The following is a 23,204-nucleotide window of genomic DNA, read 5'->3' as shown; positions in this document are numbered from 1 at the left end:
ACGCCCACGATGAGCCGTTCCGCCCACCCCGCCGGGCCCCGTCACGCCGACGTCCTTCCGGAGGGGCACTACTCGGCCCCGCCCGCCGATCTCAACGCCCTCGACCCGAAGGTCTGGGCGCACACCGTCACCCGTAACGCCGACGGTGCGCTGACCGTGGGCGGTGTCGACGTCACCGCCCTCGCGGAGGAGCACGGCACGCCCGCCTACATCCTCGACGAGGCCGACTTCCGCGAACGGGCCCGTGCCTGGCGTACCGCCTTCGGGGCCGACGCCGACGTCTTCTACGCCGGCAAGGCGTTCCTGTCCCGGGCCGTCGTGCGGTGGCTGCACGAGGAGGGGCTCAACCTCGACGTCTGTTCGGGCGGCGAGCTCACCACCGCCCTCTCCGCGGGCATGCCCGCCGATCGCATCGCCTTCCACGGCAACAACAAGTCCGTCGACGAGATTCACCGCGCCATCGACGCCGGTGTCGGGCGGATCGTTCTCGACTCCTTCCAGGAGATCGTGCGCGTCGCCCATGTCGCGCAGTCCCTCGGTAAGCGGCAGCGGGTGCAGATCCGTATCACCGTCGGCGTCGAGGCCCATACGCACGAGTTCATCGCCACCGCGCACGAGGACCAGAAGTTCGGGATTCCGCTCGCGGGCGGACAGGCCGCGGAAGCCGTCCGGCGGGCCCTTCAATTGGACGGGCTCGAACTCATCGGACTGCATTCCCACATCGGATCGCAGATCTTCGACATGTCCGGCTTCGAGGTCGCCGCCCACCGGGTCGTCGGACTGCTCAAGGACATCCGCGACGAGCACGGCGTCGAGCTGCCCGAGATCGACCTCGGCGGTGGCCTCGGCATCGCGTACACCAGCGACGACGACCCCCGCGAGCCCCACGAGATCGCCAAGGCGCTCACCGAGATCGTCACCCGTGAGTGTGAGGGTGCCCGCCTCCGTACCCCTCGTATCTCCGTCGAGCCGGGCCGCGCGATCGTCGGTCCGACCGCCTTCACCCTCTACGAGGTCGGCACCATCAAGCCCCTCGACGGGCTGCGCACGTACGTCTCCGTCGACGGCGGCATGTCGGACAACATCCGTACCGCGCTGTACGACGCGGAGTACAGCGTCGCGCTGGTCTCCCGGACCTCCGACGCCCAGCCGATGCTCGCGCGGGTCGTCGGCAAGCACTGCGAGAGCGGCGACATCGTCGTGAAGGACGCGTTCCTGCCCTCCGACCTGGCACCGGGTGACCTGATCGCCGTGCCCGCCACGGGCGCGTACTGCCGGTCCATGGCCAGCAACTACAACCATGTACTGCGGCCGCCCGTGGTCGCCGTGCGCGAGGGGGAGTCGCGGGTCATCGTGCGGCGGGAGACCGAGGAGGATCTGCTGCGGCTCGACGTGGGCTGAGAACAGGGACGCGACAGGAGAGAGAACGGCAGAAGGAACGGCAGAGGGAACGGCAAGAGGGAATCGCAGAGGGAACTGCGAGGAGGAACGGCAGTCGGGGCGGTCGGTGGAACGGCCGATCGGACGGTCGGCCGAATCGCTGCCGGAAACCGCTGAGAGCCGTCGGCGGACGTCGAACGGACGTCGAACGGAAAAGGGCGGAAGATCTCCTGTCTGCCGCCCCGGTGAAAATGAAATAGATGTCTCACGATCCGGACCAGGGATAGAAACTCCGGTCCGGTGAGTGAGACTGGGTCAACCGGAAACAACCGTAGACGGTATGAGGAAACGAGGTCGGATGATGCGTACGCGTCCGCTGAAGGTGGCGCTGCTGGGCTGTGGAGTGGTCGGCTCAGAGGTGGCGCGCATCATGACGACGCACGCCGACGACCTCGCCGCGAGGATCGGGGCCCCGGTGGAACTGGCCGGTGTGGCCGTTCGGCGCCCCTCCCGGGTCCGCGACGGCATCGACCCCGCCCTCGTCACCACCGACGCCACCGCCCTCGTCAAGCGCGGCGACATCGACGTCGTCGTCGAGGTCATCGGGGGCATCGAGCCCGCTCGTACGCTCATCACCACCGCCTTCGAGTACGGCGCCTCCGTCGTCTCCGCGAACAAGGCTCTCCTCGCCCAGGACGGCGCCGCGCTGCACGCCGTCGCCGAGGAGCACGGCGAGGACCTCTACTACGAGGCCGCCGTCGCCGGCGCCATCCCGCTGATCCGGCCGCTGCGCGAGTCCCTCGCCGGGGACAAGGTCAACCGCGTGCTCGGGATCGTCAACGGCACCACGAACTTCATCCTCGACAAGATGGACTCCACCGGCGCCGGGTATCAGGAGGCCCTCGACGAGGCCACCGCCCTGGGATACGCCGAGGCCGACCCCACCGCCGACGTCGAGGCGTTCGACGCCGCCGCCAAGGCGGCCATCCTCGCCGGGATCGCCTTCCACACGCGTGTGCGCCTCGACGACGTCTACCGCGAGGGCATGACCGAGGTGACGGCGGCCGACTTCGCCTCGGCGAGGGCGATGGGCTGCACCATCAAGCTGCTCGCCATCTGTGAGCGGGCCGCGGACGGCGGGTCCGTCACCGCGCGCGTGCACCCCGCCATGATTCCGCTGAGCCACCCGCTGGCCTCCGTGCGCGGCGCCTACAACGCCGTGTTCGTGGAGTCGGACGCGGCCGGGCAGCTCATGTTCTACGGTCCCGGCGCCGGCGGTGCTCCCACCGCCTCCGCCGTGCTCGGCGACCTCGTCGCCGTCTGCCGCAACCGGCTCAGCGGGGCAACGGGGCCCGGCGAGTCGGCGTATGCCGCCCTGCCGGTGTCGCCGATGGGCGACGTCGTCACGCGCTACCACATCAGCCTGGACGTCGCCGACAAACCGGGTGTTCTCGCCCAGGTGGCGACCGTGTTCGCCGAGCACGGGGTGTCCATCGATACGGTGCGCCAGCAAGGACGGCAGGACAGCGACGGCGAGGCCTCTCTCGTCGTCGTCACCCACCGCGCGTCCGACGCCTCCCTCACCGGGACCGTCGAGGCGCTGCGCAAGCTCGACACCGTGCGGGGTGTCGCAAGCATCATGCGGGTTGAAGGAGAGTAACCAGCAATGACCCACCAGTGGCGCGGAATCATCGAGGAGTACCGGGACCGACTGCCGGTATCCGACAGCACGCCGGTCGTGACGCTCCGTGAGGGCGGCACGCCCCTCGTGCCCGCGCAGGTGCTCTCCGAGCGCACGGGCTGCGAGGTCCACCTCAAGGTGGAGGGCGCCAACCCCACCGGGTCCTTCAAGGACCGCGGCATGACCATGGCCATCACGCGGGCCAAGGAGGAGGGTGCGCAGGCCGTCATCTGCGCCTCCACCGGCAACACCTCCGCCTCCGCCGCCGCCTACGCGGTGCGGGCCGGCATGGTCTCGGCCGTCCTCGTCCCGCAGGGCAAGATCGCGCTCGGCAAGATGGGGCAGGCGCTCATCCACGGCGCGAAGATCCTCCAGGTCGACGGCAACTTCGACGACTGCCTCACGCTCGCCCGTGCGCTGAGCGACAACTACCCGGTGGCGCTGGTCAATTCGGTCAACCCGGTGCGCATCGAGGGTCAGAAGACGGCCGCGTTCGAGATCGTGGACATGCTCGGCGACGCGCCCGACATCCACGTCCTGCCGGTCGGGAACGCGGGCAACATCACCGCGTACTGGAAGGGGTACCAGGAGTACGCCGCCGACAAGATCGCCCTGCGGACCCCCCGTATGTGGGGATTCCAGGCGTCGGGCAGCGCTCCGATCGTGCGCGGCGAGGTCGTCAAGGACCCGTCGACCATCGCCACCGCGATCCGCATCGGCAATCCGGCCTCCTGGAAGTTCGCGCTGGCCGCGCAGGAGGAGTCCGGCGGCTTCATCGACGAGGTGACGGACCGTGAGATCCTGCGCGCCTACCGGCTGTTGGCCGCGCAGGAGGGTGTCTTCGTGGAGCCCGCGTCCGCCGCGTCCGTGGCCGGTCTGCTGAAGGCCGCCGAGCAGGGCAAGGTGGACCCGGGGCAGAAGATCGTGTGCACCGTCACCGGCAACGGCCTGAAGGACCCCGACTGGGCCGTCGCCGGCGCCCCGCAGCCCGTCACCGTCCCGGTCGACGCGGTGACGGCGGCCGAGCGCCTCGGTCTCGCGTAAGCGGTCCGCGCGTCCGTCGCCCGTGAGCCGCCCGTGAGTCGCCCTGAGCGCTTGCGGGCGACTCGCAGGCGGTCGGAAAGCGGCGCGCAGGGGGCTTTCCCGCGCAGGGGTGCACAGGGGGCTTGCGACACGCATCGTGCGCCGCCCGTGCGCCCTATGTCGCCACGGAACCTTCCTTCGATAGGCTGTACTGAATCCGCCCGCCGCATATGCCGCAGTGCCGCGTTCGTCGCCGTGTCGTAGCCGCGTCGTCGCCGCGGACTCCAGGGTTCCCCGTACAGGTCTCCCGTACATATCGAATGTCATTCGACAGTCCCGCAGCTCAAGGAGAGTCATCGCGAGATGGCCGGTCCCGCCTTCCGTGCCGCCCCCGTCCGGGTGCGCGTCCCCGCCACCAGCGCCAATCTCGGCCCGGGCTTCGACGCCTTCGGCCTCGCGCTGGGACTCTACGACGACGTCGTCGTCCGGGTGGCCGACTCCGGGCTGCACATCGACATCGCAGGGGAGGGCAGCGAGACGCTTCCGCGTGACGAGAAGCATCTCCTCGTCCGCTCCCTGCGCACCGCCTTCGACGTCCTGGGCGGCCAGCCGCGCGGCCTGGAGATCGTCTGCGCCAACCGCATCCCGCACGGTCGCGGCCTCGGCTCCTCCTCCGCCGCGATCTGCGCCGGTATCGTCGCCGCGCGCGCGGTGACCATAGGCGGCGAGAACAAGCTCGACGACGCGGCGCTGCTCGAGCTCGCCACCGAGATCGAGGGCCACCCGGACAACGTGGCGGCCTGTCTGCTGGGCGGGTTCACCCTGTCCTGGATGGAGTCGGGCGCCGCGCGGGCGATCAGGATGGAGCCCGCCGATTCCATCGTTCCGGTGGTTTTCGTGCCCGGGAAGCCGGTTCTCACCGAGACCGCGCGCGGTCTGCTCCCGCGCTCTGTGCCGCACGTCGACGCCGCGGCCAACGCGGGCCGGGCCGCACTGCTCGTCGAGGCCCTCACCCGGCGCCCCGAACTGCTGTTGCCCGCCACCGAGGACCGTCTGCACCAGGAGTACCGCGCACCGGCCATGCCCGACAGCGCGGCACTGGTGGAACGGCTGCGCGCGGACGGCATTCCCGCCGTCATCTCCGGTGCGGGACCCACGGTGATGGCGCTGGCCGACGCGGGCACGGCCGACAAGATCGAGGCCTCGGCCGGCGCGGACTGGGCCGCGAACCGCCTGGCCCTGGACCTGAAGGGCGCGTGCGTACTGCCGCTCACGCCCGCTGGTGACAGCCACTCCGGCGACATTTAAGCGCACGGTTGCCGGATTTCGAGAGGGGGAATGTTTGTTGGATCCGGTAGTGTTAACCTCAAGTCTGCACCCGACCCCACCATGGCGAGGTGCTTCGTGTCCCCCTCCGGGACAGACATTCTTCCGGGAGCTCCCCAAGCCGCACTGCGTTCCGTACGTCGTACCTGGGCAGTACGCAGTACAGCGACGCTGAGTGGTCCACAGGGCACGCTCCGGAATCGGTGCGACCACGCCGCGTGACACTGGGTGTCACGGCTTGTCGCGGTAGCGCCATCACCAGCAAATACTCTTCCGCCGCTTTGGCGGACCACCGCCCCGGCTTCGCCACAGCAAGGACCGAAGTCGGACAGCACAAACGGTCGCCGAGCCAGACAGGCCGACGTCCGCTCCAGGGAAGGACCCTTCGTGAGCGACACCACCGATCTGATGGGCGCGCGTGTCGAGGAGACCGCTGCCGCGCCCGCCACGGACGCCTCCGCGCCTGCCACCGGTGCCGGCTCCCGGCGGCGCCGCGGTACCGGCCTCGAGGGCATGGTGCTGGCCGAGCTTCAGCAGGTCGCATCCGGCCTCGGTATCAGGGGCACGGCGCGTATGCGCAAGAGCCAGCTGATCGAGGTCATCAAGGAGGCGCAGGCGGGCGGCGGATCAGCCGCTCCCAAGGCCGCGACGGCCCCCGCGGGGGACGCCGCCGAGACCAAGCCCAAGCGCCGCGCCACCTCCAAGGCGCGCACCGGCGACGAGGCCGCCGAGAAGAAGGCGGACACCGCCAAGGCCGAGGCCCCCGCCGAGAAGGCCGTGGCCCAGCAGCAGATCGAGATCCCCGGCCAGCCGGCCAGCAACGATGCGCCCACCGAGCGCCGTCGCCGCCGTGCCACCGCCGACGCGGGCAGCCCGGAGACGGTCGTCGCCGAGGCGAAGGCCGCCCCGAAGGCCGAGGCGTCCGCCCCGGCGCAGACCGAGGCCCAGGCGCAGCCGCAGGGCGACGCCGACGGTGGCGAGGGCCGCCGCCGCGACCGCCGCGAGCGCGGCCGTGACCGCGGTGAGCGTGGCGACCGCGGTGACCGTCGCAAGGGCGACGACCAGCAGGGCGGTGGACAGCAGGGCGGCGGCCAGCAGCAGCGGGGTGGCCAGCAGCAGGGTCAGCAGCAGAGCGGTGGCCGTCAGGACCGTCAGCAGCGCGACAACGGGCCGCAGGACGACGACGAGTTCGGCGACGGACGTCGCGGACGCCGCGGCCGTTACCGCGACCGCCGTGGCCGTCGTGGGCGTGACGAGATCGGCGGCGGCGCCGCCGAGCCGCAGGTCGCCGACGACGACGTCCTGATCCCCGTCGCGGGCATCCTGGACATCCTCGACAACTACGCGTTCATCCGTACCTCGGGCTACCTGCCGGGTCCGAACGACGTGTACGTGTCGCTGGCCCAGGTCCGCAAGAACGGCCTGCGCAAGGGTGACCACGTCACCGGCGCGGTTCGTCAGCCCAAGGACGGCGAGCGCCGCGAGAAGTTCAACGCGCTGGTCCGGCTGGACTCCACCAACGGCATGGCGCCCGACTCCGGGCGCGGGCGACCGGAGTTCAACAAGCTGACCCCGCTCTACCCGCAGGACCGCCTCCGTCTGGAGACAGACCCGGGCGTGCTGACGACCCGCATCATCGACCTCGTGTCGCCGATCGGCAAGGGCCAGCGCGGTCTGATCGTGGCCCCGCCGAAGACCGGCAAGACCATGATCATGCAGGCGATCGCCAACGCGATCACGCACAACAACCCCGAGTGCCACCTGATGGTCGTCCTGGTGGACGAGCGTCCGGAAGAGGTCACCGACATGCAGCGGTCGGTCAAGGGCGAGGTCATCTCCTCGACCTTCGACCGCCCGGCCGAGGACCACACCACGGTCGCCGAGCTCGCCATCGAGCGCGCCAAGCGTCTGGTGGAGCTGGGCCACGACGTCGTCGTGCTGCTCGACTCGATCACGCGTCTGGGCCGTGCGTACAACCTCGCCGCCCCGGCCTCCGGCCGCATCCTGTCCGGTGGTGTCGACTCGACCGCCCTGTACCCGCCGAAGCGCTTCTTCGGTGCGGCCCGCAACATCGAGGACGGCGGCTCGCTGACCATCCTCGCCACCGCTCTGGTGGACACCGGGTCCCGCATGGACGAGGTGATCTTCGAGGAGTTCAAGGGCACCGGCAACATGGAGCTCAAGCTCGACCGGAAGCTCGCCGACAAGCGCATCTTCCCCGCGGTGGACGTCGACGCGTCCGGTACCCGTAAGGAAGAGATCCTGCTCGGCAACGAGGAGTTGGCCGTCACCTGGAAGCTCCGCCGGGTGCTGCACGCGCTCGACCAGCAGCAGGCGATCGAGCTGCTCCTCGACAAGATGAAGCAGACGAAGTCGAACGGCGAGTTCCTGATGCAGATTCAGAAGACGACGCCGTCGACGGGCAACAACGACTGACGTCCGACGTCCGACGTAGTTCGCCGCACACCGACCGAGGGCCGCCTCCCGTACAAGGGGGGCGGCCCTCGGTCGTGTCGTAGGGGCGGGATAAGATCTCGCCCTTCACGCAATCTTCAGATGCGGACTTCTTCGAACTTCTTGATCCCTAGGGGGGACTTGAGTGGGTACACCCACGTCAGGGGGCGGTCGTCACAGACGCCGGATACGGATCGCGCTGCCCGTCGCCGCGGCCGGACTGGCCGCCGCCGTCGCCGGCGCGCTGTTCCTGTCCTCGGCGCAGGCCGCGGAGACGCCGCCGACGCCCGCGTCGGCCAGGACGATGTCGGCCCAGGAGCTCAAGGAGCGCGCCCCTCTCGCCGTCGCCGGTGACGAGACACCGGGGTCGAGCGCCAAGGAGTCCCTGAGCGCTAGCGCGAGACCGAGCACGATCAATCCGAAGATCATCGGCGGCAGCACGACGACGATCAGCACCGCGCCCTGGATGGCCCAGCTCTGGTACTCGGACGACCGGGGCACCGACACCACCAGCGACGACATCGGCTTCTTCTGCGGCGGCTCCGTGATCTCGCCGACGAAGATCCTGACCGCCGCGCACTGCGTCAAGGGCTACAACTGGTATGCCAACGGCTGGGCCGTCACGAGCAGCACCCAGCTGATGTCCGCCGACGGCAACGTGCACGGCGGCACCGTCTCGCTCGTCTCGCGCCAGTGGAACCACTGGTCGTACAGCGACACGACGCTGGACAACGACATCGCCGTGCTGACGCTGGAGACGCCGGTCACGGCCACGCCGGTCAAGATGACCACGAACACCGACAGCGCCTCGTACGCGACCGGCACCAAGGCCACGCTGTACGGCTGGGGCCGCACCAGCTCCGCCACGCAGGACATCTCCGACACCCTGAAGACGGCCGAGCTGCCGATCCAGTCGAACACCACCTGCTCGGGCTACTACGGCGCCGAGTACCTCAAGGGTCACATGGTGTGCGCGGGTACGCCCGCCACCGGCAGCGACACGGGCACCACCACCGCCTGCAACGGCGACTCCGGCGGCCCGCTGATCGTCAAGAACGCGGCCGGCGAGAGCCGCATCGTGGGCGTCGTCTCCTGGGGCGTGAAGGACTGCGTCGAGAGCGGCGCGTACAGCGTCTTCAGCAAGGTCTCCACGTACGCCGCCAGCGCCTATCCGCGGGTGGACGACACCAACCTCAACTACGACCACCTCGCCGACCTGTGGGTGCGCAACGCGTCCACCAAGGTCGCGCGCGACCTGTACTCCAAGGGCACCTCTCTGGCCGGCGGCGACACCTGGGGCTCCATGAGCGCCTACAACCTCGTCGTGCAGACCGACCTGGACCGGGACGGCTTCCAGGACCTGATCCTGCGCCGCACCTCCGACGGCGACGTCTTCTGGAAGCACTGGGTGCCCGCCACCGGGACCTGGGTCAACAAGCTCATCGGCGACAACTGGAAGACCCGCACCCAGATCGTCGCCCCCGGCGACGTCACGGGCGACTACCTTCCGGACCTCCTCGCCGTCGACTCGGCCGGCGCGCTGTGGATCTACCCGGGCAAGGGCAACGGCACCTTCGCCGCGCCCGTCAAGAACGGCACCGGCTGGAACGCGTACAACATCGTGCGCGGCCACGGAGACTTCAGCTTCGACGGCAAGACGGACCTGATCGCCCGCGACAAGGCCAACGGCGCGCTCTACCTCTACAAGGGCAACGGCACCGCCACCAGCGCCTTCGCGGCCCGCATCAAGGTCGCCACCTGGAGCAACACGACGTACAACGTCATCGCCGCCGTCGGCGACGTCAACGGCGACGGTCTGGCCGACCTGCTGGCCCGCACCCCGGCGGGCACCCTGTACCTGTACAAGGGCACCGGAAAGGCCACCAGTGCGATCTTTGCCACAAGGGTCTCACTCGGGACGTCTTTCAAGCAGTACGACCTGTTCGGCTGAGTCCGGCCGAACGCGCAGGTGAGCCGGGGTAGACCCCGCTCACCCGTGTCACGCAGCGTGCCCGGTCCACCGCGGACCGGGCACGACGCGTTGTGCAACCCTGTCCCGAGTTTCCCCGTCTGACCTGGCGGAGTGACGATGGTGAGGTCGCACGAGAACAGAGGAGCACATGGCCGCCGAGAGCACGCCGGAGCCCGGAACCCCGGGTGACGCCGGCACAACGAGCGGGGCGACCGGCAGCGACGGTCCGCGCCACCGCAGACAGCGTGGCCGCCGCAAGGGGGTGCTGATCGCCGCGTGGACCGCCGCGGGCGTCCTCGTGCTGGGCGGCACCGGCGTCGGCTACCTCTACTTCAAGCTCAACGGCAACATCAAGAGCGTCGACATCGACCAGGCCCTGGGCACCGACCGGCCGACCAAGGTCGACAACGGCTCCGAGAACATCCTCGTGCTCGGCTCGGACACCCGCTCCGGCACCAACAAGAAGCTCGGCGGCGGCACGGACGACGGCAGCGCCCGCTCCGACACCGCGATGGTCATCCACGTGTACGAGGGCCACAAGAAGGCCAGCGTGGTCTCCATACCGCGCGACACGCTGATAGACCGGCCCGCCTGCACCGACACGGGCGGTGTCACGCACGACGCGGCGTCCGACGTGATGTTCAACTCGGCGTACTCGACCGGTGGCGCGGCCTGCGCGGTGAAGACGGTCGAGGAGCTCAGCGGCATCCGTATGGACCACTACCTGGAAGTCGACTTCTCCGGCTTCGAGAAGCTCATCGACGAGCTCGGCGGCGTCGAGGTCACCACCACCAAGGCCATCGACGACCCCGACAGCCATCTGAAGCTCGGGGCCGGCACGCACACGCTCACCGGCGAGCAGGCCCTCGGCCTGGTCCGCACCCGGCACGGCGTCGGCGACGGCTCCGACCTCGGCCGCATCCAGCTCCAGCAGGCCTTCATCAAGGCCCTGGTCAACCAGGTCAAGCACGTCGGCCTGTTCACCAGCGGCACCAAGCTGTACGACCTCGCCGACACCGCGACCAAGGCCGTCACGGCCGACTCCCGGCTCGGCTCGCTGAACTCCCTGATGTCCTTCGCGAACGGGCTCAAGGGCATCAGCGCCGCCAACATGAACATGGTCACGATGCCGGTCCGGTACGACCCGTCCAACCTCAACCGGGTCATCGTCGCCGAGGCGAAGGCCAAGCAGGTCTGGACGGCCCTGAAGAACGACCGGGCCATCCCGAAGGCGGCCACCGAGGGCACCGCCACGGGCGAGGCGGCAGGGGTCGTGACGTCGTCCTGAGGGGCTCGTCGGGGCCCCGGGGAATAGATCCCCCCGCCCCCCGGTTTTGGGGGATGCGCCCAGTCCTGGCAGACTGGTACGTCGGCTCCGGTTCACGTTTGTCGTATCCCGCGGCAGCGACCCGGCGCCCTCCCGAAACTAGGAGACACCTTGAAGCGCGACATCCACCCCGAGTACGTCGAGACGCAGGTCAGCTGCACCTGTGGCGCCTCGTTCACCACCCGTAGCACGATCGAGAGCGGTTCCATCCGCGCCGACGTCTGCTCCGAGTGCCACCCGTTCTACACGGGCAAGCAGAAGATCCTCGACACCGGTGGCCGTGTGGCCCGCTTCGAGGCCCGCTTCGGCAAGGCTCCCGCCGGCTCCAAGAAGTAGCGAGCCCCTTTTCGCCGGTCCACGGCAGTGTCCCCGCCCAGGGGCACGCCGGGACCGGCGTTTTTGGTCGCCCGCCCTTCCCCCACGCACGTCATTCAGGAGCGCATCATGTTCGAGGCCGTCGAGGAGCTGCTCGGAGAGCACGCCGACCTGGAGAAGAAGCTCGCCGACCCGTCGGTCTTCGCCGACCAGGCCAACGCGCGCAAGCTGAACAAGCGCTACGCCGAGCTGACGCCCATCGTCGGCGCGTACCGCTCCTGGAAGCAGACCGGTGACGACGTCGAGACGGCGCGCGAGTTCGCCTCCGCCGACCCGGACTTCGCCGCCGAGGTCAAGGTGCTGGAGAAGCAGCGCGAGGAGCTGACGGAGAAGCTGCGGCTGCTGCTCGTGCCGCGGGACCCGTCCGACGACAAGGACGTCATCCTCGAGATCAAGGCGGGCGCCGGCGGCGACGAGTCGGCCCTGTTCGCCGGCGACCTGCTGCGCATGTACCTCCGGTACGCCGAGCGTGTGGGCTGGAAGACCGAGATCATCGACGCGACCGAGTCCGAGCTGGGCGGCTACAAGGACGTCCAGGTCGCGGTGAAGACCAAGGGCGGCCAGGGGGCCACCGAGCCCGGGCAGGGCGTCTGGGCGCGGATGAAGTACGAAGGCGGCGTGCACCGGGTGCAGCGGGTGCCGGCGACCGAGTCCCAGGGGCGGATCCACACCTCCGCCGCCGGCGTGCTCGTGACGCCCGAGGCCGAGGAGGTCGAGGTCGAGATCAACGCGAACGACCTCCGCATCGACGTCTACCGCTCCTCCGGGCCCGGCGGGCAGTCGGTGAACACCACCGACTCCGCCGTGCGCATCACGCACATTCCCACCGGAGTCGTCGCCTCCTGCCAGAACGAGAAGAGCCAGTTGCAGAACAAGGAGCAGGCGATGCGTATCCTGCGCTCCAGGCTGCTCGCGGCGGCGCAGGAGGAAGCGGAGCGGGAGGCCGCCGACGCCCGCCGCAGCCAGGTCCGCACCGTCGACCGCTCCGAGAAGATCCGCACGTACAACTTCCCGGAGAACCGCATTTCGGACCACCGCGTGGGCTTCAAGTCGTACAACCTGGACCAGGTCCTGGACGGCGACCTCGACGCGGTGATCCAGGCCTGCGTCGACGCGGACTCGGCCGCCAAGCTCGCAGCCGCGTAAGCGTTGTAGGACGTACGCACGACGAGTACGACACGGAGGACTTGCGTGAACCTGCTGCTCGCAGAGGTGGCCCAGGCCACCCAGCGGCTGGCCGACGCCGGCGTGCCCTCGCCGCGCAACGACGCGGAGGAGCTCGCCGCGTTCGTGCACGGCGTGAAACGCGGTGAACTCCACTCCGTGAAGGACTCCGACTTCGATGCCCGTTACTGGGAGACGATCGCCCGGCGGGAGCAGCGCGAGCCGCTCCAGCACATCACCGGGCGGGCCTTCTTCCGGTATCTGGAGCTCCAGGTCGGCCCCGGCGTCTTCGTACCGCGCCCCGAGACCGAGTCGGTGGTCGGCTGGGCCATAGACGCGGTACGCGCCATGGACGTCGTCGAGCCCCGCATCGTCGACCTGTGCACCGGCAGCGGCGCCATCGCGCTCGCTCTCGCCCAGGAGGTGCCGCGCTCGCGTGTGCACGCCGTGGAGCTGTCCGAGGACGCCCTGCGCTGGACGCGCAAGAACATGGAGGGGTCCAGGGTCGACCTGCGTCAGGGAGACGCCCTGGACGCCTTCCGCGACCTCGACGGCCAGGTCGACCTGGTCATCTCCAACCCCCCGTACATCCCGCTCACCGAGTGGGAGTACGTGGCGCCCGAGGCGCGCGACTACGACCCCGAACTCGCCCTGTTCTCGGGGGAGGACGGCCTCGACCTGATCCGCGGCATCGAGCGCACCGCGCACCGGCTGCTGCGTCCGGGCGGGGTCGTCGTCATCGAGCACGCCGACACCCAGGGCGGCCAGGTCCCGTGGATCTTCACCGAGGAGCGGGGCTGGGCCGACGCGGCCGACCACCCCGACCTCAACAAGCGCCCGCGCTTCGCCACCGCCCGCCGGGCGACGCCATGAGCGCCCCCCGCACTTTCGACCCGCAGCAGTACGTGTACGAGGAGGCCCGCTAAATGGCACGGCGATACGACACCAACGAGGCGACCGACCGCGTGACCGGTCTGCGCGAGGCCGCGTCCGCCGTCCGCCGTGGCGAGCTCGTGGTCCTCCCGACCGACACGGTGTACGGCATCGGCGCCGACGCGTTCTCCTCGGAGGCCGTCGCCGATCTCCTCCAGGCCAAGGGCCGGGGCCGCAACATGCCCACCCCTGTCCTCATCGGCTCCCCGAACACGCTGCACGGGCTCGTCACGGACTTCTCCGAGATGGCCTGGGAGCTGGTCGACGCGTTCTGGCCGGGCGCGCTGACGCTCGTCGCCAAGCACCAGCCGTCCCTCCAGTGGGACCTGGGCGACACTCGCGGCACGGTCGCCGTCCGTATGCCGCTGCACCCGGTCGCCATCGAGCTGCTGACGGAGGTCGGCCCGATGGCGGTGTCGTCGGCGAACCTGACCGGGCACCCCGCGCCGGAGAACTGTGACTACGCCCAGGAGATGCTCGGCGACTCCGTCTCCGTCTACCTCGACGGCGGCCCGACCCCCGGCAACGTGCCCTCCTCGATCGTCGACGTCAGCCGAGAGGTGCCGCTGCTGCTGCGTGCGGGCGCGATCTCCGCGGACGAGCTGCGGAAGGTCGTACCCGACCTCGAGGTGGCGAATTGACAGCCCCTGACGCGGGGCGTGGCATAGGCAACGGGGACCGTGCCGCGGAACAGACGACGACGTTCGGGTTTCCGCGCGACAGCTTCCGCATCCTCCACGTCAGCACCGGCAACGTCTGCCGCTCGCCGATCACCGAGCGGCTGACCCGGCATTTCGTGTCGCAGCGGCTCGGTGTGCTGGGCCGCGGGCTGATCGTGGAGAGCGCGGGCACCTGGGGTCATGAGGGCGCGTCCATGGAGGCCAACGCGGAGACCGTGCTGGCCGACTTCGGCGCGGACGCCACCGGGTTCACCGGCCGCGAGCTCCTCGACGAGCACGTCATCATGGCCGACCTGGTCCTGACGGCGACCCGCGACCACCGCGCCCAGGTCATCTCCATGGGCCACTCGGCGGGCCTGCGCACCTTCACCCTCAAGGAGTTCACCCGCCTGGTGAACGCCATCGACCCGGCCACCCTCCCGCCGCTGGACGAGGGCGTGGTGATGCGCGCCCGTGCCCTGGTCCGCGCGGCGGCGGCGCTCCGCGGATGGCTCCTCGCCCCGACACTCGAGGCGGACGAGGTCTACGACCCGTACGGGGCGCCCCTGCCGTTCTTCCGCTCGATCGGCGACGAGATACACCAGGCCCTGGACCCGGTCGTGACCGCGCTGACGGGTGTTCCCGCGCGCGCTTGACGCCGGCCCGCCGCCCGCGAGTCCTGCCGGGACGGAGCGGCGCGAGGGGCGCGCCAGGGGTGGAACCGCACCGGGTCCCGACCCCGGCCGTGACGGTGTTCACCGGTGTTCCCCCGAGGAGGCGGACCCCTCGCGCACCGGTGTTGCCGCGAGGATCCGGAGACCGCGCGCGCCCCACACCCCGGGCCTACATTGGACGTACGTCACCGTCGACGTCCGGAGCGCGCCATGTCGGTCACCCATGTCCCCGAGGCCGATGTCCTGCGCCGGCAGGACCCCGAGCTGGCCGAGATCCTGCTCGGGGAGCGGGAGCGGCAGGCGTCGACGCTCCAGCTGATCGCCGCCGAGAACTTCACCTCGCCCGCCGTGCTGGCCGCTCTCGGCTCACCGCTCGCCAACAAGTACGCGGAGGGCTATCCGGGGGCCCGGCACCACGGCGGCTGCGAGATCGTCGACCTCGCCGAGCGGATCGCGGTGGACCGCGCCAGGACGCTGTTCGGCGCCGAACACGCCAATGTGCAGGCCCACTCGGGCTCTTCCGCGATGCTGGCCGCCTACGCCGCCCTGCTCCGGCCCGGTGACACCGTCCTGGCCCTGGGGCTGCCCGACGGCGGCCATCTCACGCACGGCTCGCCGGCGAACTTCTCCGGCCGCTGGTTCGACTTCGTCCCCTACGGGGTGGACGCGGAGACCGGGCTCGTCGATCACGAGCAGGTCCGCACGCTGGCCCGGGGGCACCGGCCCAAGGCGATCGTGTGCGGGTCCACCGCCTACCCGCGCCACATCGACTACGCCTTCTTCCGCGAGGTCGCCGACGAGACGGGCGCCTTTCTGATCGCCGACGCCGCGCATCCCATCGGGCTCGTCGCCGGGGGAGCGGCGCCCAGCCCGGTGCCGTACGCCGACATCGTCTGCGCCACCACGCACAAGGTGTTGCGAGGGCCGCGCGGCGGGATGCTCCTGTGCGGGGGCGGGCTCGCCGAGCGGGTGGACCGGGCGGTCTTCCCGTTCACGCAGGGCGGCGCGCAGATGCACACCATCGCCGCGAAGGCGGTCGCGTTCGGCGAGGCGGCAACCCCGGCGTTCGCCGGGTACGCCCATCAGGTGGTCGCCAACGCGAGGGTTCTCGCGGCGGCCCTGGCGGGGGAGGGGCTGACCGTCACGACCGGTGGGACCGACACCCACCTCATCACCGTCGACCCGGCGCCGCTCGGTGTCGACGGACGCACCGCGCGCGGGCTGCTCGCGGCCGCCGGGATGGTGCTGGACTGCTGCGCCCTCCCGCATGCGCCGGGCGCCGATGTCACCGCCGCGCACGCCCGTGGCCTGCGCCTCGGCACCGCGGCGCTGACCACCCAGGGCATGCGGGAGGAGCAGATGACGAGGATCGCGGCGCTGCTGGCGGGAGTGCTGCGGGACGAGGTCGAGAGCAGGAAGGCCCGCGACGAGGTGCGCGAGCTGGCCCTGGCGTTCCCGCCGTATCCGGGCTGATCCGGGGTACGCGAGGTACGTACACTCCCCGTGCGCACCCCCCGTGCGTCCTCCTGCACAGCCTCACGTGAAACCATCGTCACTACCCGGTAGTCCTCACACATATGCGCCGTGCGGTGGTCGATCGCTAGGGTGTGGGACTGAGATGGCCGGCGAGACCTGTGGGGAAGCCCGTGCGTGAATACCTGCTGACGCTCTGCATCACGGCCGCGGTGACGTATCTGCTGACAGGGCCGGTACGGAAGTTCGCGATCGTGGCCGGAGCGATGCCGGAGATCAGGGCCCGTGACGTGCACCGGGAGCCCACTCCGCGGCTCGGCGGGATCGCCATGTTCTTCGGTCTGTGCGCCGGACTGCTGGTCGCCGACCACCTCACCAACCTCAACGAGGTCTTCGAGAAGTCGAACGAGCCGCGCGCCCTGCTCTCGGGAGCCGCGCTGATCTGGCTGATCGGCGTCCTGGACGACAAGTTCGAGATCGACGCCCTGATCAAGCTCGGCGGCCAGATGATCGCCGCCGGCGTCATGGTCATGCAGGGTCTGACCATCCTGTGGCTGCCGGTGCCGCTGGTCGGCACGGTCGCGCTGACCCAGTGGCAGGGCACCCTGCTGACGGTCGCGCTGGTGGTCATCACGATCAACGCGGTCAACTTCGTGGACGGCCTCGACGGCCTGGCGGCGGGCATGGTGTGCATCGCCTCGGCGGCGTTCTTCATGTACGCCTACCGCATCTGGTACTCGTACGGCATCGAGGCCGCAGCCCCGGCGACGCTGTTCGCGGCGATCCTGATGGGCATGTGCCTGGGCTTCCTGCCGCACAACATGCATCCCGCGCGGATCTTCATGGGCGACTCCGGCTCGATGCTGATCGGGCTGGTGCTGGCGGCGGGCGCGATCTCCGTCACGGGGCAGGTCGACCCGGACATCATGCGGCTGTTCTCCGGCTCGGAGCGCAACGCGGTGCACCAGATGGTGCCGGTCTACATCCCGCTGCTGATGCCGCTGACGATCATCGCGATCCCGGCCGCCGACCTGATCCTGGCGATCGTGCGCCGCACCTGGCGCGGTCAGTCGCCGTTCGCCGCGGACCGCGGGCACCTGCACCACCGGCTGCTGGAGATCGGGCACTCGCACAGCCGCGCGGTGCTGATCATGTACTTCTGGTCGGCGCTGATCGCCTTCGGCGCGCTCACCTACTCCGTCAACGCGGCTTCCATGTGGATCGTCCTCGGTGTCGTGATCCTCAGCGCGATCGGTCTGGCGCTGCTCCTGCTGCCGCGCTTCCGGCCGCGCACCCCGCGCTGGGCCGAGGCCTTCGTGCCGCCGCGCTACCGGCGCCGGGGCGGCGTGCCGGTGGAGGCGCAGGAGGCCGGGGAGCCGGCGGTACAGGAGGCCGCGGCGACCGCCGGGCCGTACGGGCCGGCCGGCCCCGGGCAGCCCGCCGCCGTCGACGGGCAGAGCCCTGTCACGGTGGGGGTGGCGGGGGCGAACGGGGCCACCGCGATCGGTGGCCGGGGCAGCTCCAAGGTAAGAATCTGACTAGAGCATTGCCAAGTCGTGGGAGAACCTGTGGAGGGCAAAGCCCCCCAATACCAGACAAGACCTCCTGGTTCCTGCACAGACGTGCACTGTCACTCTCATGTGTGACAGCGAGCACACCTGCCAGGTAAAGACCTCATCAAATAGTTTGTGATACGGTTCACGAGAACCCCCGGAGAGAGCCGAAGGACCGCAGTACGACGGTTCATTGGAGTGAGGTGGCGTGAGGTCTCTCGCCCCTCGGGCCGGGACTACGCTCGTCCATGACGACGCCCTGCCCCCTTGAATGCGGAGTTGCCGCCATGCAGTCCAACGACGTACGAACACTCCTGCACTGTGCCCTGCCCACCGCAGCCGCGGGTGTGGCGGGAGTCGCGGTGAGTGCCGCCGTTGCCGGCGGCAAGGGGGCGCTCGGCGCCGTCTTCGGTGCGCTTCTCGTCCTGCTGTTCATGGGCGGCGGTCTGGTGGTGCTGCTGCGCACCGCGCGCCGGCTTCCCCATCTGTTCCAGTCGATGGGGCTGTTGCTCTACACCACCCAGATCCTGTTGCTGATGATCGTGCTGATCACGTTCAAGGGGACCTCGGCCTTCAACCCGAAATGCTTCGCCTTCACACTGCTGGGGGCCACCCTGGTGTGGATCGCCGCCCAGGTGGTCTCGCACATGAAGGCCAAGATCCTCTACGTCGAGCCGGATTCCGCTCGGGCGTCGTCGTGACCTGTAGGGCCGGTGTAAAGGGACTTCCGCTCTTTTGCTATGGTCTCGCCACAACTGCGGCAGAGCTGGCGCGGGCGGCAGTCGAGCCTGTGACGTCTCACGGTTCGGAGCCCAGTAGCCGCCCCCACATCCGCAAGTCCAGTCCAGTGCCGTCCCGCGGTCGCAGGCCGCGCCGACACATCGAGGTTGCCGTACCCATGCGCCACGCTGAAGGAGCTCGCGGTGAGTAACGCCAAGACGCTCGCCTTCGAGACCGACTGTCATATTTTCGACGGGTGCGGTTTCCCGACCCCCGGCCTGCACTCGTTCCTCTTCGAACCGCTCTTCACCGTCGGCGGCATCGAATTCAACAAGCCGATGCTGCTCTCGCTGGTGAGCACCGTCATCGTCATCGGATTCTTCTGGGCGGCCTTCAACAAGCCGAAGCTGATTCCCGGCAAGCTCCAGATGGTCGGCGAGGCGGGCTACGACTTCGTCCGTCGCGGGGTCGTGTACGAGACGATCGGCAAGCGCGAGGGCGAGAAGTACGTCCCGCTGATGTTCTCGCTGTTCTTCTTCATCTGGATCATGAACCTGTGGTCGATCGTCCCGATCGCGCAGTTCCCGGCCACCGCGGTCATCGCGTTCCCGGTCGGGCTCGCGGCCCTCGTCTACATCGTGTGGATGAGCGTGACGTTCAAGCGCCACGGCTTCATCGGCGGCTGGAAGAACATCACCGGCTACGACCCGTCGCTCGGCCCGGTGTTCCCGATGGTCATGTTCTTCGAGTTCCTGTCGAACGTGTTCATCCGGCCGTTCACCCACGCCGTCCGGCTCTTCGCCAACATGTTCGCCGGGCACGTCCTGATCCTGATCTTCACCATCGGTACCTGGTACCTGCTCAACGGCATCGGCATCGCCTACTCGGCGGTCTCGTTCCTGATGGTCATCGTGATGACGGTCTTCGAGCTGTTCATCCAGGCCCTCCAGGCCTACGTCTTCATCCTCCTGTCCTGCAGCTACATCCAGGGCGCGCTCGCCAAGCACCACTGAGCACCTGATCAACATCCCCTGAACTTCCGGTGGCCAACCCCCACCGGCCTGCGTAAAGAGAAGGAAGTTACGGCATGTCCGCTCTCGACACCCTCGCCGCGGTCGAAATCAAGGGCAACCTCGCTGCCATCGGCTACGGTCTCGCGGCCATCGGCCCCGGCGTCGGCGTTGGCATCATCTTCGGTAACGGCACCCAGGCGCTGGCTCGCCAGCCCGAGGCCGCCGGCCTGATCCGTCAGAACCAGATCCTCGGCTTCGTCCTCTGTGAGGCGCTCGCCCTGATCGGTCTGGTCATGGGCTTCGTCTACCCGACGTCCTGATCCGGTCTACGCCGACGAGAGAATTCCACGGAAGGAACTGATGTGATCTCGCCCTTGCTGCAACTCGCGGCTGAGGAGGAGGCCCAGAATCCTCTGATCCCGGAGATCCCCGAGCTCGTCATCGGTCTGATCGCGTTCGCGATCGTGTTCTTCGTCCTGGGCAAGAAGCTCCTTCCGAACATCAACAAGGTTCTGGAAGAGCGTCGCGAAGCCATCGAGGGCGGGATCGAACAGGCCGAGATTGCTCGCACGGAGGCTCAGAGCGTCCTGGAGCAGTACAAGGCCCAGCTCGCAGAGGCCCGTCACGAGGCCGCGCGGCTGCGCCAGGAGGCGCAGGAGCAGGGCGCCGTACTCATCACCGAGATGCGTGCGGAAGGCCAGCGCCAGCGCGAGGAGATCGTCGCCGCCGGGCACAGCCAGATCGAGGCGGACCGCAAGGCCGCCGCGTCCGCGCTGCGCCAGGACGTCGGCAAGCTCGCCACCGAACTGGCCGGCAAGCTCGTCGGGGAGTCCCTCGAGGACCACGCCCGCCAGAGCCGCGTCATCGACCGCTTCCTCGACGACCTCGAGGAGAAGGCCGAGGCGTCTCGATGACCGCACACGGAGCCAGCCGCGAGGCATTCGCAGCAGCCCGTGAGCGTCTCGACGCGCTGACGGACTCCACGTCCGTGGACGCTGCGCAGCTGGCCGACGAGCTGGCGGCCGTCACCGCGCTGCTCGACCGCGAGGTCTCGCTGCGTCGGGTCCTCACCGACCCGGCGCAGTCCGGCGAGGCCAAGGCCGAGCTGGTCCAGCGCCTGCTCGGCGCCCAGATCGGCGGCACCACCGCCGACCTGGTGTCCGGCACGGTGCGTGCCCGCTGGTCGCGGTCCCGCGACCTGGTGGACGCGCTGGAGGAGCTGGCGGACATCGCCGACCTCACCGCCGCGCAGAAGGCCGGCACGCTCGACAACGTCGAGGACGAACTGTTCCGCTTCGGACGGATCGTCTCCTCGAACTTCGAGCTGCGCGCCGCGCTGACCAACCGGAAGGCCACCGCCTCGGCCAAGAGCGAGCTGCTGCGCAGCCTGCTCGGCGGCCGGGCCGACGCGGCCACCGAGCGACTCGTGACGCGCCTCGTGACCGCGCCCCGTGGACGTAGCCTGGAAGCGGGCCTCGAAGCCCTCTCCAAGCTCGCCGCTGAGCGCCGGGACCGCATGGTCGCCGTCGTCACCTCGGCGGTACCGCTGAGCGACCCGCAGAAGCAGCGCCTCGGCGCCGCCCTCGCCAAGCTCTACGGCCGCCCGATGCACCTCAACCTCGACGTGGACCCCGCGGTCCTCGGCGGGATCCGGGTGCAGGTCGGTGACGAGGTGATCAACGGCTCCCTCGCGGACCGCATCGAGAACGTCGCCCGTCGCATGGCGAGCTAGCAGCAACTCAAGACCGCAGTACGAACTGATGGCGGCCCTGGTTGGGCCGTGCAGAGGATTCACCTCTTTTCGGGGGGAGTCCCCATCCCCCCAAAGTGAAACTTCGGGCCCAACAAGGAGAGCAGGGAACCCAGATGGCGGAGCTCACGATCCGGCCGGAGGAGATCCGGGATGCGCTGGAGAACTTTGTCCAGTCGTACAAGCCGGACGCGGCCTCGCGCGAGGAGGTCGGTACGGTCACCCTTGCCGGCGACGGCATCGCGAAGGTCGAGGGCCTGCCCTCGGCCATGGCCAACGAACTGCTGAAGTTCGAGGACGGCACCCTCGGCCTCGCGCTCAACCTGGAAGAGCGCGAGATCGGCGCCGTCGTCCTCGGTGAGTTCAGTGGCATCGAGGAGGGCCAGCCGGTCACCCGCACGGGAGAGGTCCTGTCCGTCGCCGTCGGCGAGGGCTACCTCGGCCGTGTCGTCGACCCGCTCGGCAACCCGATCGACGGCCTCGGCGAGATCGAGACGTCCGGCCGCCGCGCCCTGGAGCTTCAGGCTCCGGGCGTCATGGCCCGTAAGTCGGTGCACGAGCCGATGGAGACCGGCTACAAGGCCGTCGACGCGATGACCCCGATCGGCCGTGGCCAGCGTCAGCTGGTCATCGGTGACCGTCAGACCGGCAAGACCGCCCTGGCCGTCGACACGATCATCAACCAGCGTGACAACTGGCGCTCGGGCGACCCGAAGAAGCAGGTCCGCTGCGTCTACGTCGCCATCGGTCAGAAGGGCTCGACCATCGCCTCCGTGCGTGGTGCCCTCGAAGAGGCCGGCGCGCTGGAGTACACGACCATCGTCGCCGCCCCGGCGTCCGACCCGGCCGGCTTCAAGTACCTGGCGCCGTACACCGGTTCGGCCATCGGCCAGCAGTGGATGTACGAGGGCAAGCACGTCCTCATCATCTTCGACGACCTCTCGAAGCAGGCCGACGCCTACCGCGCCGTGTCCCTGCTGCTCCGCCGCCCGCCGGGCCGCGAGGCCTACCCGGGCGACGTCTTCTACCTGCACTCCCGTCTGCTGGAGCGCTGCGCGAAGCTCTCCGACGAGCTCGGCGCCGGCTCGATGACCGGTCTGCCGATCGTCGAGACGAAGGCCAACGACGTCTCGGCGTTCATCCCGACCAACGTCATCTCCATCACCGACGGCCAGTGCTTCCTGGAGTCGGACCTGTTCAACGCCGGTCAGCGCCCCGCGCTGAACGTCGGTATCTCCGTCTCCCGAGTCGGTGGTTCCGCGCAGCACAAGGCGATGAAGCAGGTTTCCGGCCGTCTGCGCCTCGACCTCGCCCAGTACCGTGAGCTGGAGGCGTTCGCCGCCTTCGGTTCCGACCTGGACGCCGCGTCGAAGTCCCAGCTGGAGCGCGGTCAGCGACTGGTCGAGCTGCTCAAGCAGGCTCAGTACCAGCCGATGTCGACCGAGGACCAGGTCGTCTCCGTGTGGGCCGGTACCACCGGCAAGATGGACGACGTCCCGGTCGCCGACATCCGCCGCTTCGAGAAGGAGCTGCTGGAGTACCTGCACCGCAAGGAGCAGGGCCTCATGACCTCCATCAAGGAGGGCGGCAAGATGTCGGACGACACCCTCACCGCCATCGCGGACGGTATCGCCGAGTTCAAGAAGCAGTTCGAGACCTCGGACGGCAAGCTTCTCGGCGAAGACGCTCCGGCCGCCGCGGCCAAGTGACGACGGAAGGGACCTGAC

The 23,204-nt window shown here is 69.4% G+C and carries 20 protein-coding genes; all 20 read left to right on the top strand.

Annotated elements, in window-relative coordinates; genetic code table 11:
- The first annotated feature begins 9 nt into the window (after positions 1-9).
- The 20 genes from lysA to atpA all read left to right on the top strand — a co-directional run bounded on the left by lysA (position 10) and on the right by atpA (position 23,186).
- The gene (gene lysA, locus ABT070_RS16950; protein ID WP_351760789.1) at positions 10-1,401 is read left to right on the top strand and encodes a diaminopimelate decarboxylase; all 1,392 of its coding nucleotides are present in this window, start codon (positions 10-12) and stop codon (positions 1,399-1,401) included.
- A gap of 340 nt (positions 1,402-1,741) precedes the next feature.
- Positions 1,742-3,040, top strand: a complete 1,299-nt coding sequence (locus tag ABT070_RS16945; RefSeq protein ID WP_351761436.1) for a homoserine dehydrogenase — start codon at positions 1,742-1,744, stop codon at positions 3,038-3,040.
- A gap of 6 nt (positions 3,041-3,046) precedes the next feature.
- The gene (gene thrC / locus ABT070_RS16940; protein WP_351760786.1) at positions 3,047-4,105 is read left to right on the top strand and encodes a threonine synthase; all 1,059 of its coding nucleotides are present in this window, start codon (positions 3,047-3,049) and stop codon (positions 4,103-4,105) included.
- Between the two features lie 342 nt (positions 4,106-4,447).
- Entirely contained in the window at positions 4,448-5,392 is a 945-nt protein-coding gene (gene thrB / locus ABT070_RS16935; RefSeq protein ID WP_351760784.1) for a homoserine kinase, read from the top strand.
- 405 nt (positions 5,393-5,797) lie between these two features.
- Entirely contained in the window at positions 5,798-7,846 is a 2,049-nt protein-coding gene (gene rho, locus ABT070_RS16930; RefSeq protein ID WP_351760781.1) for a transcription termination factor Rho, read from the top strand.
- Positions 7,847-8,009: 163 nt separating this feature from the next.
- Positions 8,010-9,815, top strand: a complete 1,806-nt coding sequence (locus ABT070_RS16925; RefSeq protein WP_351760778.1) for a trypsin-like serine protease — start codon at positions 8,010-8,012, stop codon at positions 9,813-9,815.
- A 169-nt stretch (positions 9,816-9,984) separates the two neighbouring features.
- Positions 9,985-11,124 (top strand): LCP family protein, encoded by a 1,140-nt coding sequence (locus tag ABT070_RS16920; RefSeq protein ID WP_351760774.1) that lies wholly within the window; start codon positions 9,985-9,987, stop codon positions 11,122-11,124.
- 150 nt (positions 11,125-11,274) lie between these two features.
- Positions 11,275-11,499 (top strand): 50S ribosomal protein L31, encoded by a 225-nt coding sequence (gene rpmE, locus ABT070_RS16915; RefSeq protein WP_062642060.1) that lies wholly within the window; start codon positions 11,275-11,277, stop codon positions 11,497-11,499.
- A 108-nt stretch (positions 11,500-11,607) separates the two neighbouring features.
- Entirely contained in the window at positions 11,608-12,684 is a 1,077-nt protein-coding gene (prfA, locus tag ABT070_RS16910) for a peptide chain release factor 1 (RefSeq protein ID WP_351760770.1), read from the top strand.
- Between the two features lie 45 nt (positions 12,685-12,729).
- The gene (prmC, locus tag ABT070_RS16905) at positions 12,730-13,575 is read left to right on the top strand and encodes a peptide chain release factor N(5)-glutamine methyltransferase (protein ID WP_310433515.1); all 846 of its coding nucleotides are present in this window, start codon (positions 12,730-12,732) and stop codon (positions 13,573-13,575) included.
- Between the two features lie 53 nt (positions 13,576-13,628).
- Complete coding sequence (locus tag ABT070_RS16900; RefSeq protein ID WP_351760766.1) at positions 13,629-14,276, top strand: L-threonylcarbamoyladenylate synthase; 648 nt, start codon at positions 13,629-13,631, stop codon at positions 14,274-14,276.
- Positions 14,273-14,950: an arsenate reductase/protein-tyrosine-phosphatase family protein gene (locus ABT070_RS16895; RefSeq protein ID WP_351760763.1), complete on the top strand. Its 678-nt coding sequence runs from the start codon at positions 14,273-14,275 to the stop codon at positions 14,948-14,950. Before ABT070_RS16900 ends, ABT070_RS16895 begins: the two co-directional genes overlap by 4 nt.
- Before the next feature lie 228 nt (positions 14,951-15,178).
- Positions 15,179-16,441, top strand: coding sequence for a serine hydroxymethyltransferase (gene glyA / locus ABT070_RS16890; RefSeq protein ID WP_351760761.1), 1,263 nt, complete (start codon positions 15,179-15,181; stop codon positions 16,439-16,441).
- Positions 16,442-16,614: 173 nt separating this feature from the next.
- Positions 16,615-17,979 (top strand): MraY family glycosyltransferase, encoded by a 1,365-nt coding sequence (locus ABT070_RS16885; protein ID WP_351760758.1) that lies wholly within the window; start codon positions 16,615-16,617, stop codon positions 17,977-17,979.
- 302 nt (positions 17,980-18,281) lie between these two features.
- Positions 18,282-18,695: a Cg1360 family ATP-synthase-associated protein gene (locus tag ABT070_RS16880; RefSeq protein WP_351760755.1), complete on the top strand. Its 414-nt coding sequence runs from the start codon at positions 18,282-18,284 to the stop codon at positions 18,693-18,695.
- 222 nt (positions 18,696-18,917) lie between these two features.
- A complete protein-coding gene (gene atpB, locus ABT070_RS16875; RefSeq protein ID WP_020131182.1) occupies positions 18,918-19,727 on the top strand; it encodes a F0F1 ATP synthase subunit A in 810 nt (269 codons plus the stop codon).
- A gap of 74 nt (positions 19,728-19,801) precedes the next feature.
- The gene (locus ABT070_RS16870) at positions 19,802-20,047 is read left to right on the top strand and encodes an ATP synthase subunit C-like protein (RefSeq protein WP_020131181.1); all 246 of its coding nucleotides are present in this window, start codon (positions 19,802-19,804) and stop codon (positions 20,045-20,047) included.
- A gap of 45 nt (positions 20,048-20,092) precedes the next feature.
- On the top strand, positions 20,093-20,641 hold the full coding sequence (locus ABT070_RS16865) for a F0F1 ATP synthase subunit B (protein ID WP_451101316.1): 549 nt from the start codon (positions 20,093-20,095) through the stop codon (positions 20,639-20,641).
- Positions 20,638-21,459, top strand: coding sequence for a F0F1 ATP synthase subunit delta (locus ABT070_RS16860; RefSeq protein ID WP_351760748.1), 822 nt, complete (start codon positions 20,638-20,640; stop codon positions 21,457-21,459). The genes ABT070_RS16865 and ABT070_RS16860 overlap by 4 nt, the downstream gene beginning before the upstream one ends.
- A gap of 134 nt (positions 21,460-21,593) precedes the next feature.
- Positions 21,594-23,186 (top strand): F0F1 ATP synthase subunit alpha, encoded by a 1,593-nt coding sequence (gene atpA, locus ABT070_RS16855; RefSeq protein WP_351760745.1) that lies wholly within the window; start codon positions 21,594-21,596, stop codon positions 23,184-23,186.
- The last annotated feature ends 18 nt before the right edge of the window (positions 23,187-23,204 follow it).

Origin of the sequence: Streptomyces sp. NPDC002884, from assembly GCF_040295245.1 — a bacterium.
Taxonomy (GTDB): domain Bacteria; phylum Actinomycetota; class Actinomycetes; order Streptomycetales; family Streptomycetaceae; genus Streptomyces.
Note: the sequence above shows the minus strand (reverse complement) of the source record. Positions and strands in the feature narration are given on the sequence as shown.

What these genes read in the sequence shown, in the direction of transcription:
- ABT070_RS16945 (WP_351761436.1), top strand. Translation starts at nt 1,742, where the DNA reads ATGCGTACGCGTCCGCTGAAGGTGGCGCTGCTGGGCTGTGGAGTGGTC.
- ABT070_RS16870 (WP_020131181.1), top strand. Translation starts at nt 19,802, where the DNA reads ATGTCCGCTCTCGACACCCTCGCCGCGGTCGAAATCAAGGGCAACCTC.
- ABT070_RS16920 (WP_351760774.1), top strand. Translation starts at nt 9,985, where the DNA reads ATGGCCGCCGAGAGCACGCCGGAGCCCGGAACCCCGGGTGACGCCGGC.
- atpA (WP_351760745.1), top strand. Translation starts at nt 21,594, where the DNA reads ATGGCGGAGCTCACGATCCGGCCGGAGGAGATCCGGGATGCGCTGGAG.
- ABT070_RS16860 (WP_351760748.1), top strand. Translation starts at nt 20,638, where the DNA reads ATGACCGCACACGGAGCCAGCCGCGAGGCATTCGCAGCAGCCCGTGAG.
- thrB (WP_351760784.1), top strand. Translation starts at nt 4,448, where the DNA reads ATGGCCGGTCCCGCCTTCCGTGCCGCCCCCGTCCGGGTGCGCGTCCCC.
- thrC (WP_351760786.1), top strand. Translation starts at nt 3,047, where the DNA reads ATGACCCACCAGTGGCGCGGAATCATCGAGGAGTACCGGGACCGACTG.
- ABT070_RS16900 (WP_351760766.1), top strand. Translation starts at nt 13,629, where the DNA reads ATGGCACGGCGATACGACACCAACGAGGCGACCGACCGCGTGACCGGT.
- ABT070_RS16880 (WP_351760755.1), top strand. Translation starts at nt 18,282, where the DNA reads ATGCAGTCCAACGACGTACGAACACTCCTGCACTGTGCCCTGCCCACC.
- prfA (WP_351760770.1), top strand. Translation starts at nt 11,608, where the DNA reads ATGTTCGAGGCCGTCGAGGAGCTGCTCGGAGAGCACGCCGACCTGGAG.
- glyA (WP_351760761.1), top strand. Translation starts at nt 15,179, where the DNA reads ATGTCGGTCACCCATGTCCCCGAGGCCGATGTCCTGCGCCGGCAGGAC.
- lysA (WP_351760789.1), top strand. Translation starts at nt 10, where the DNA reads ATGAGCCGTTCCGCCCACCCCGCCGGGCCCCGTCACGCCGACGTCCTT.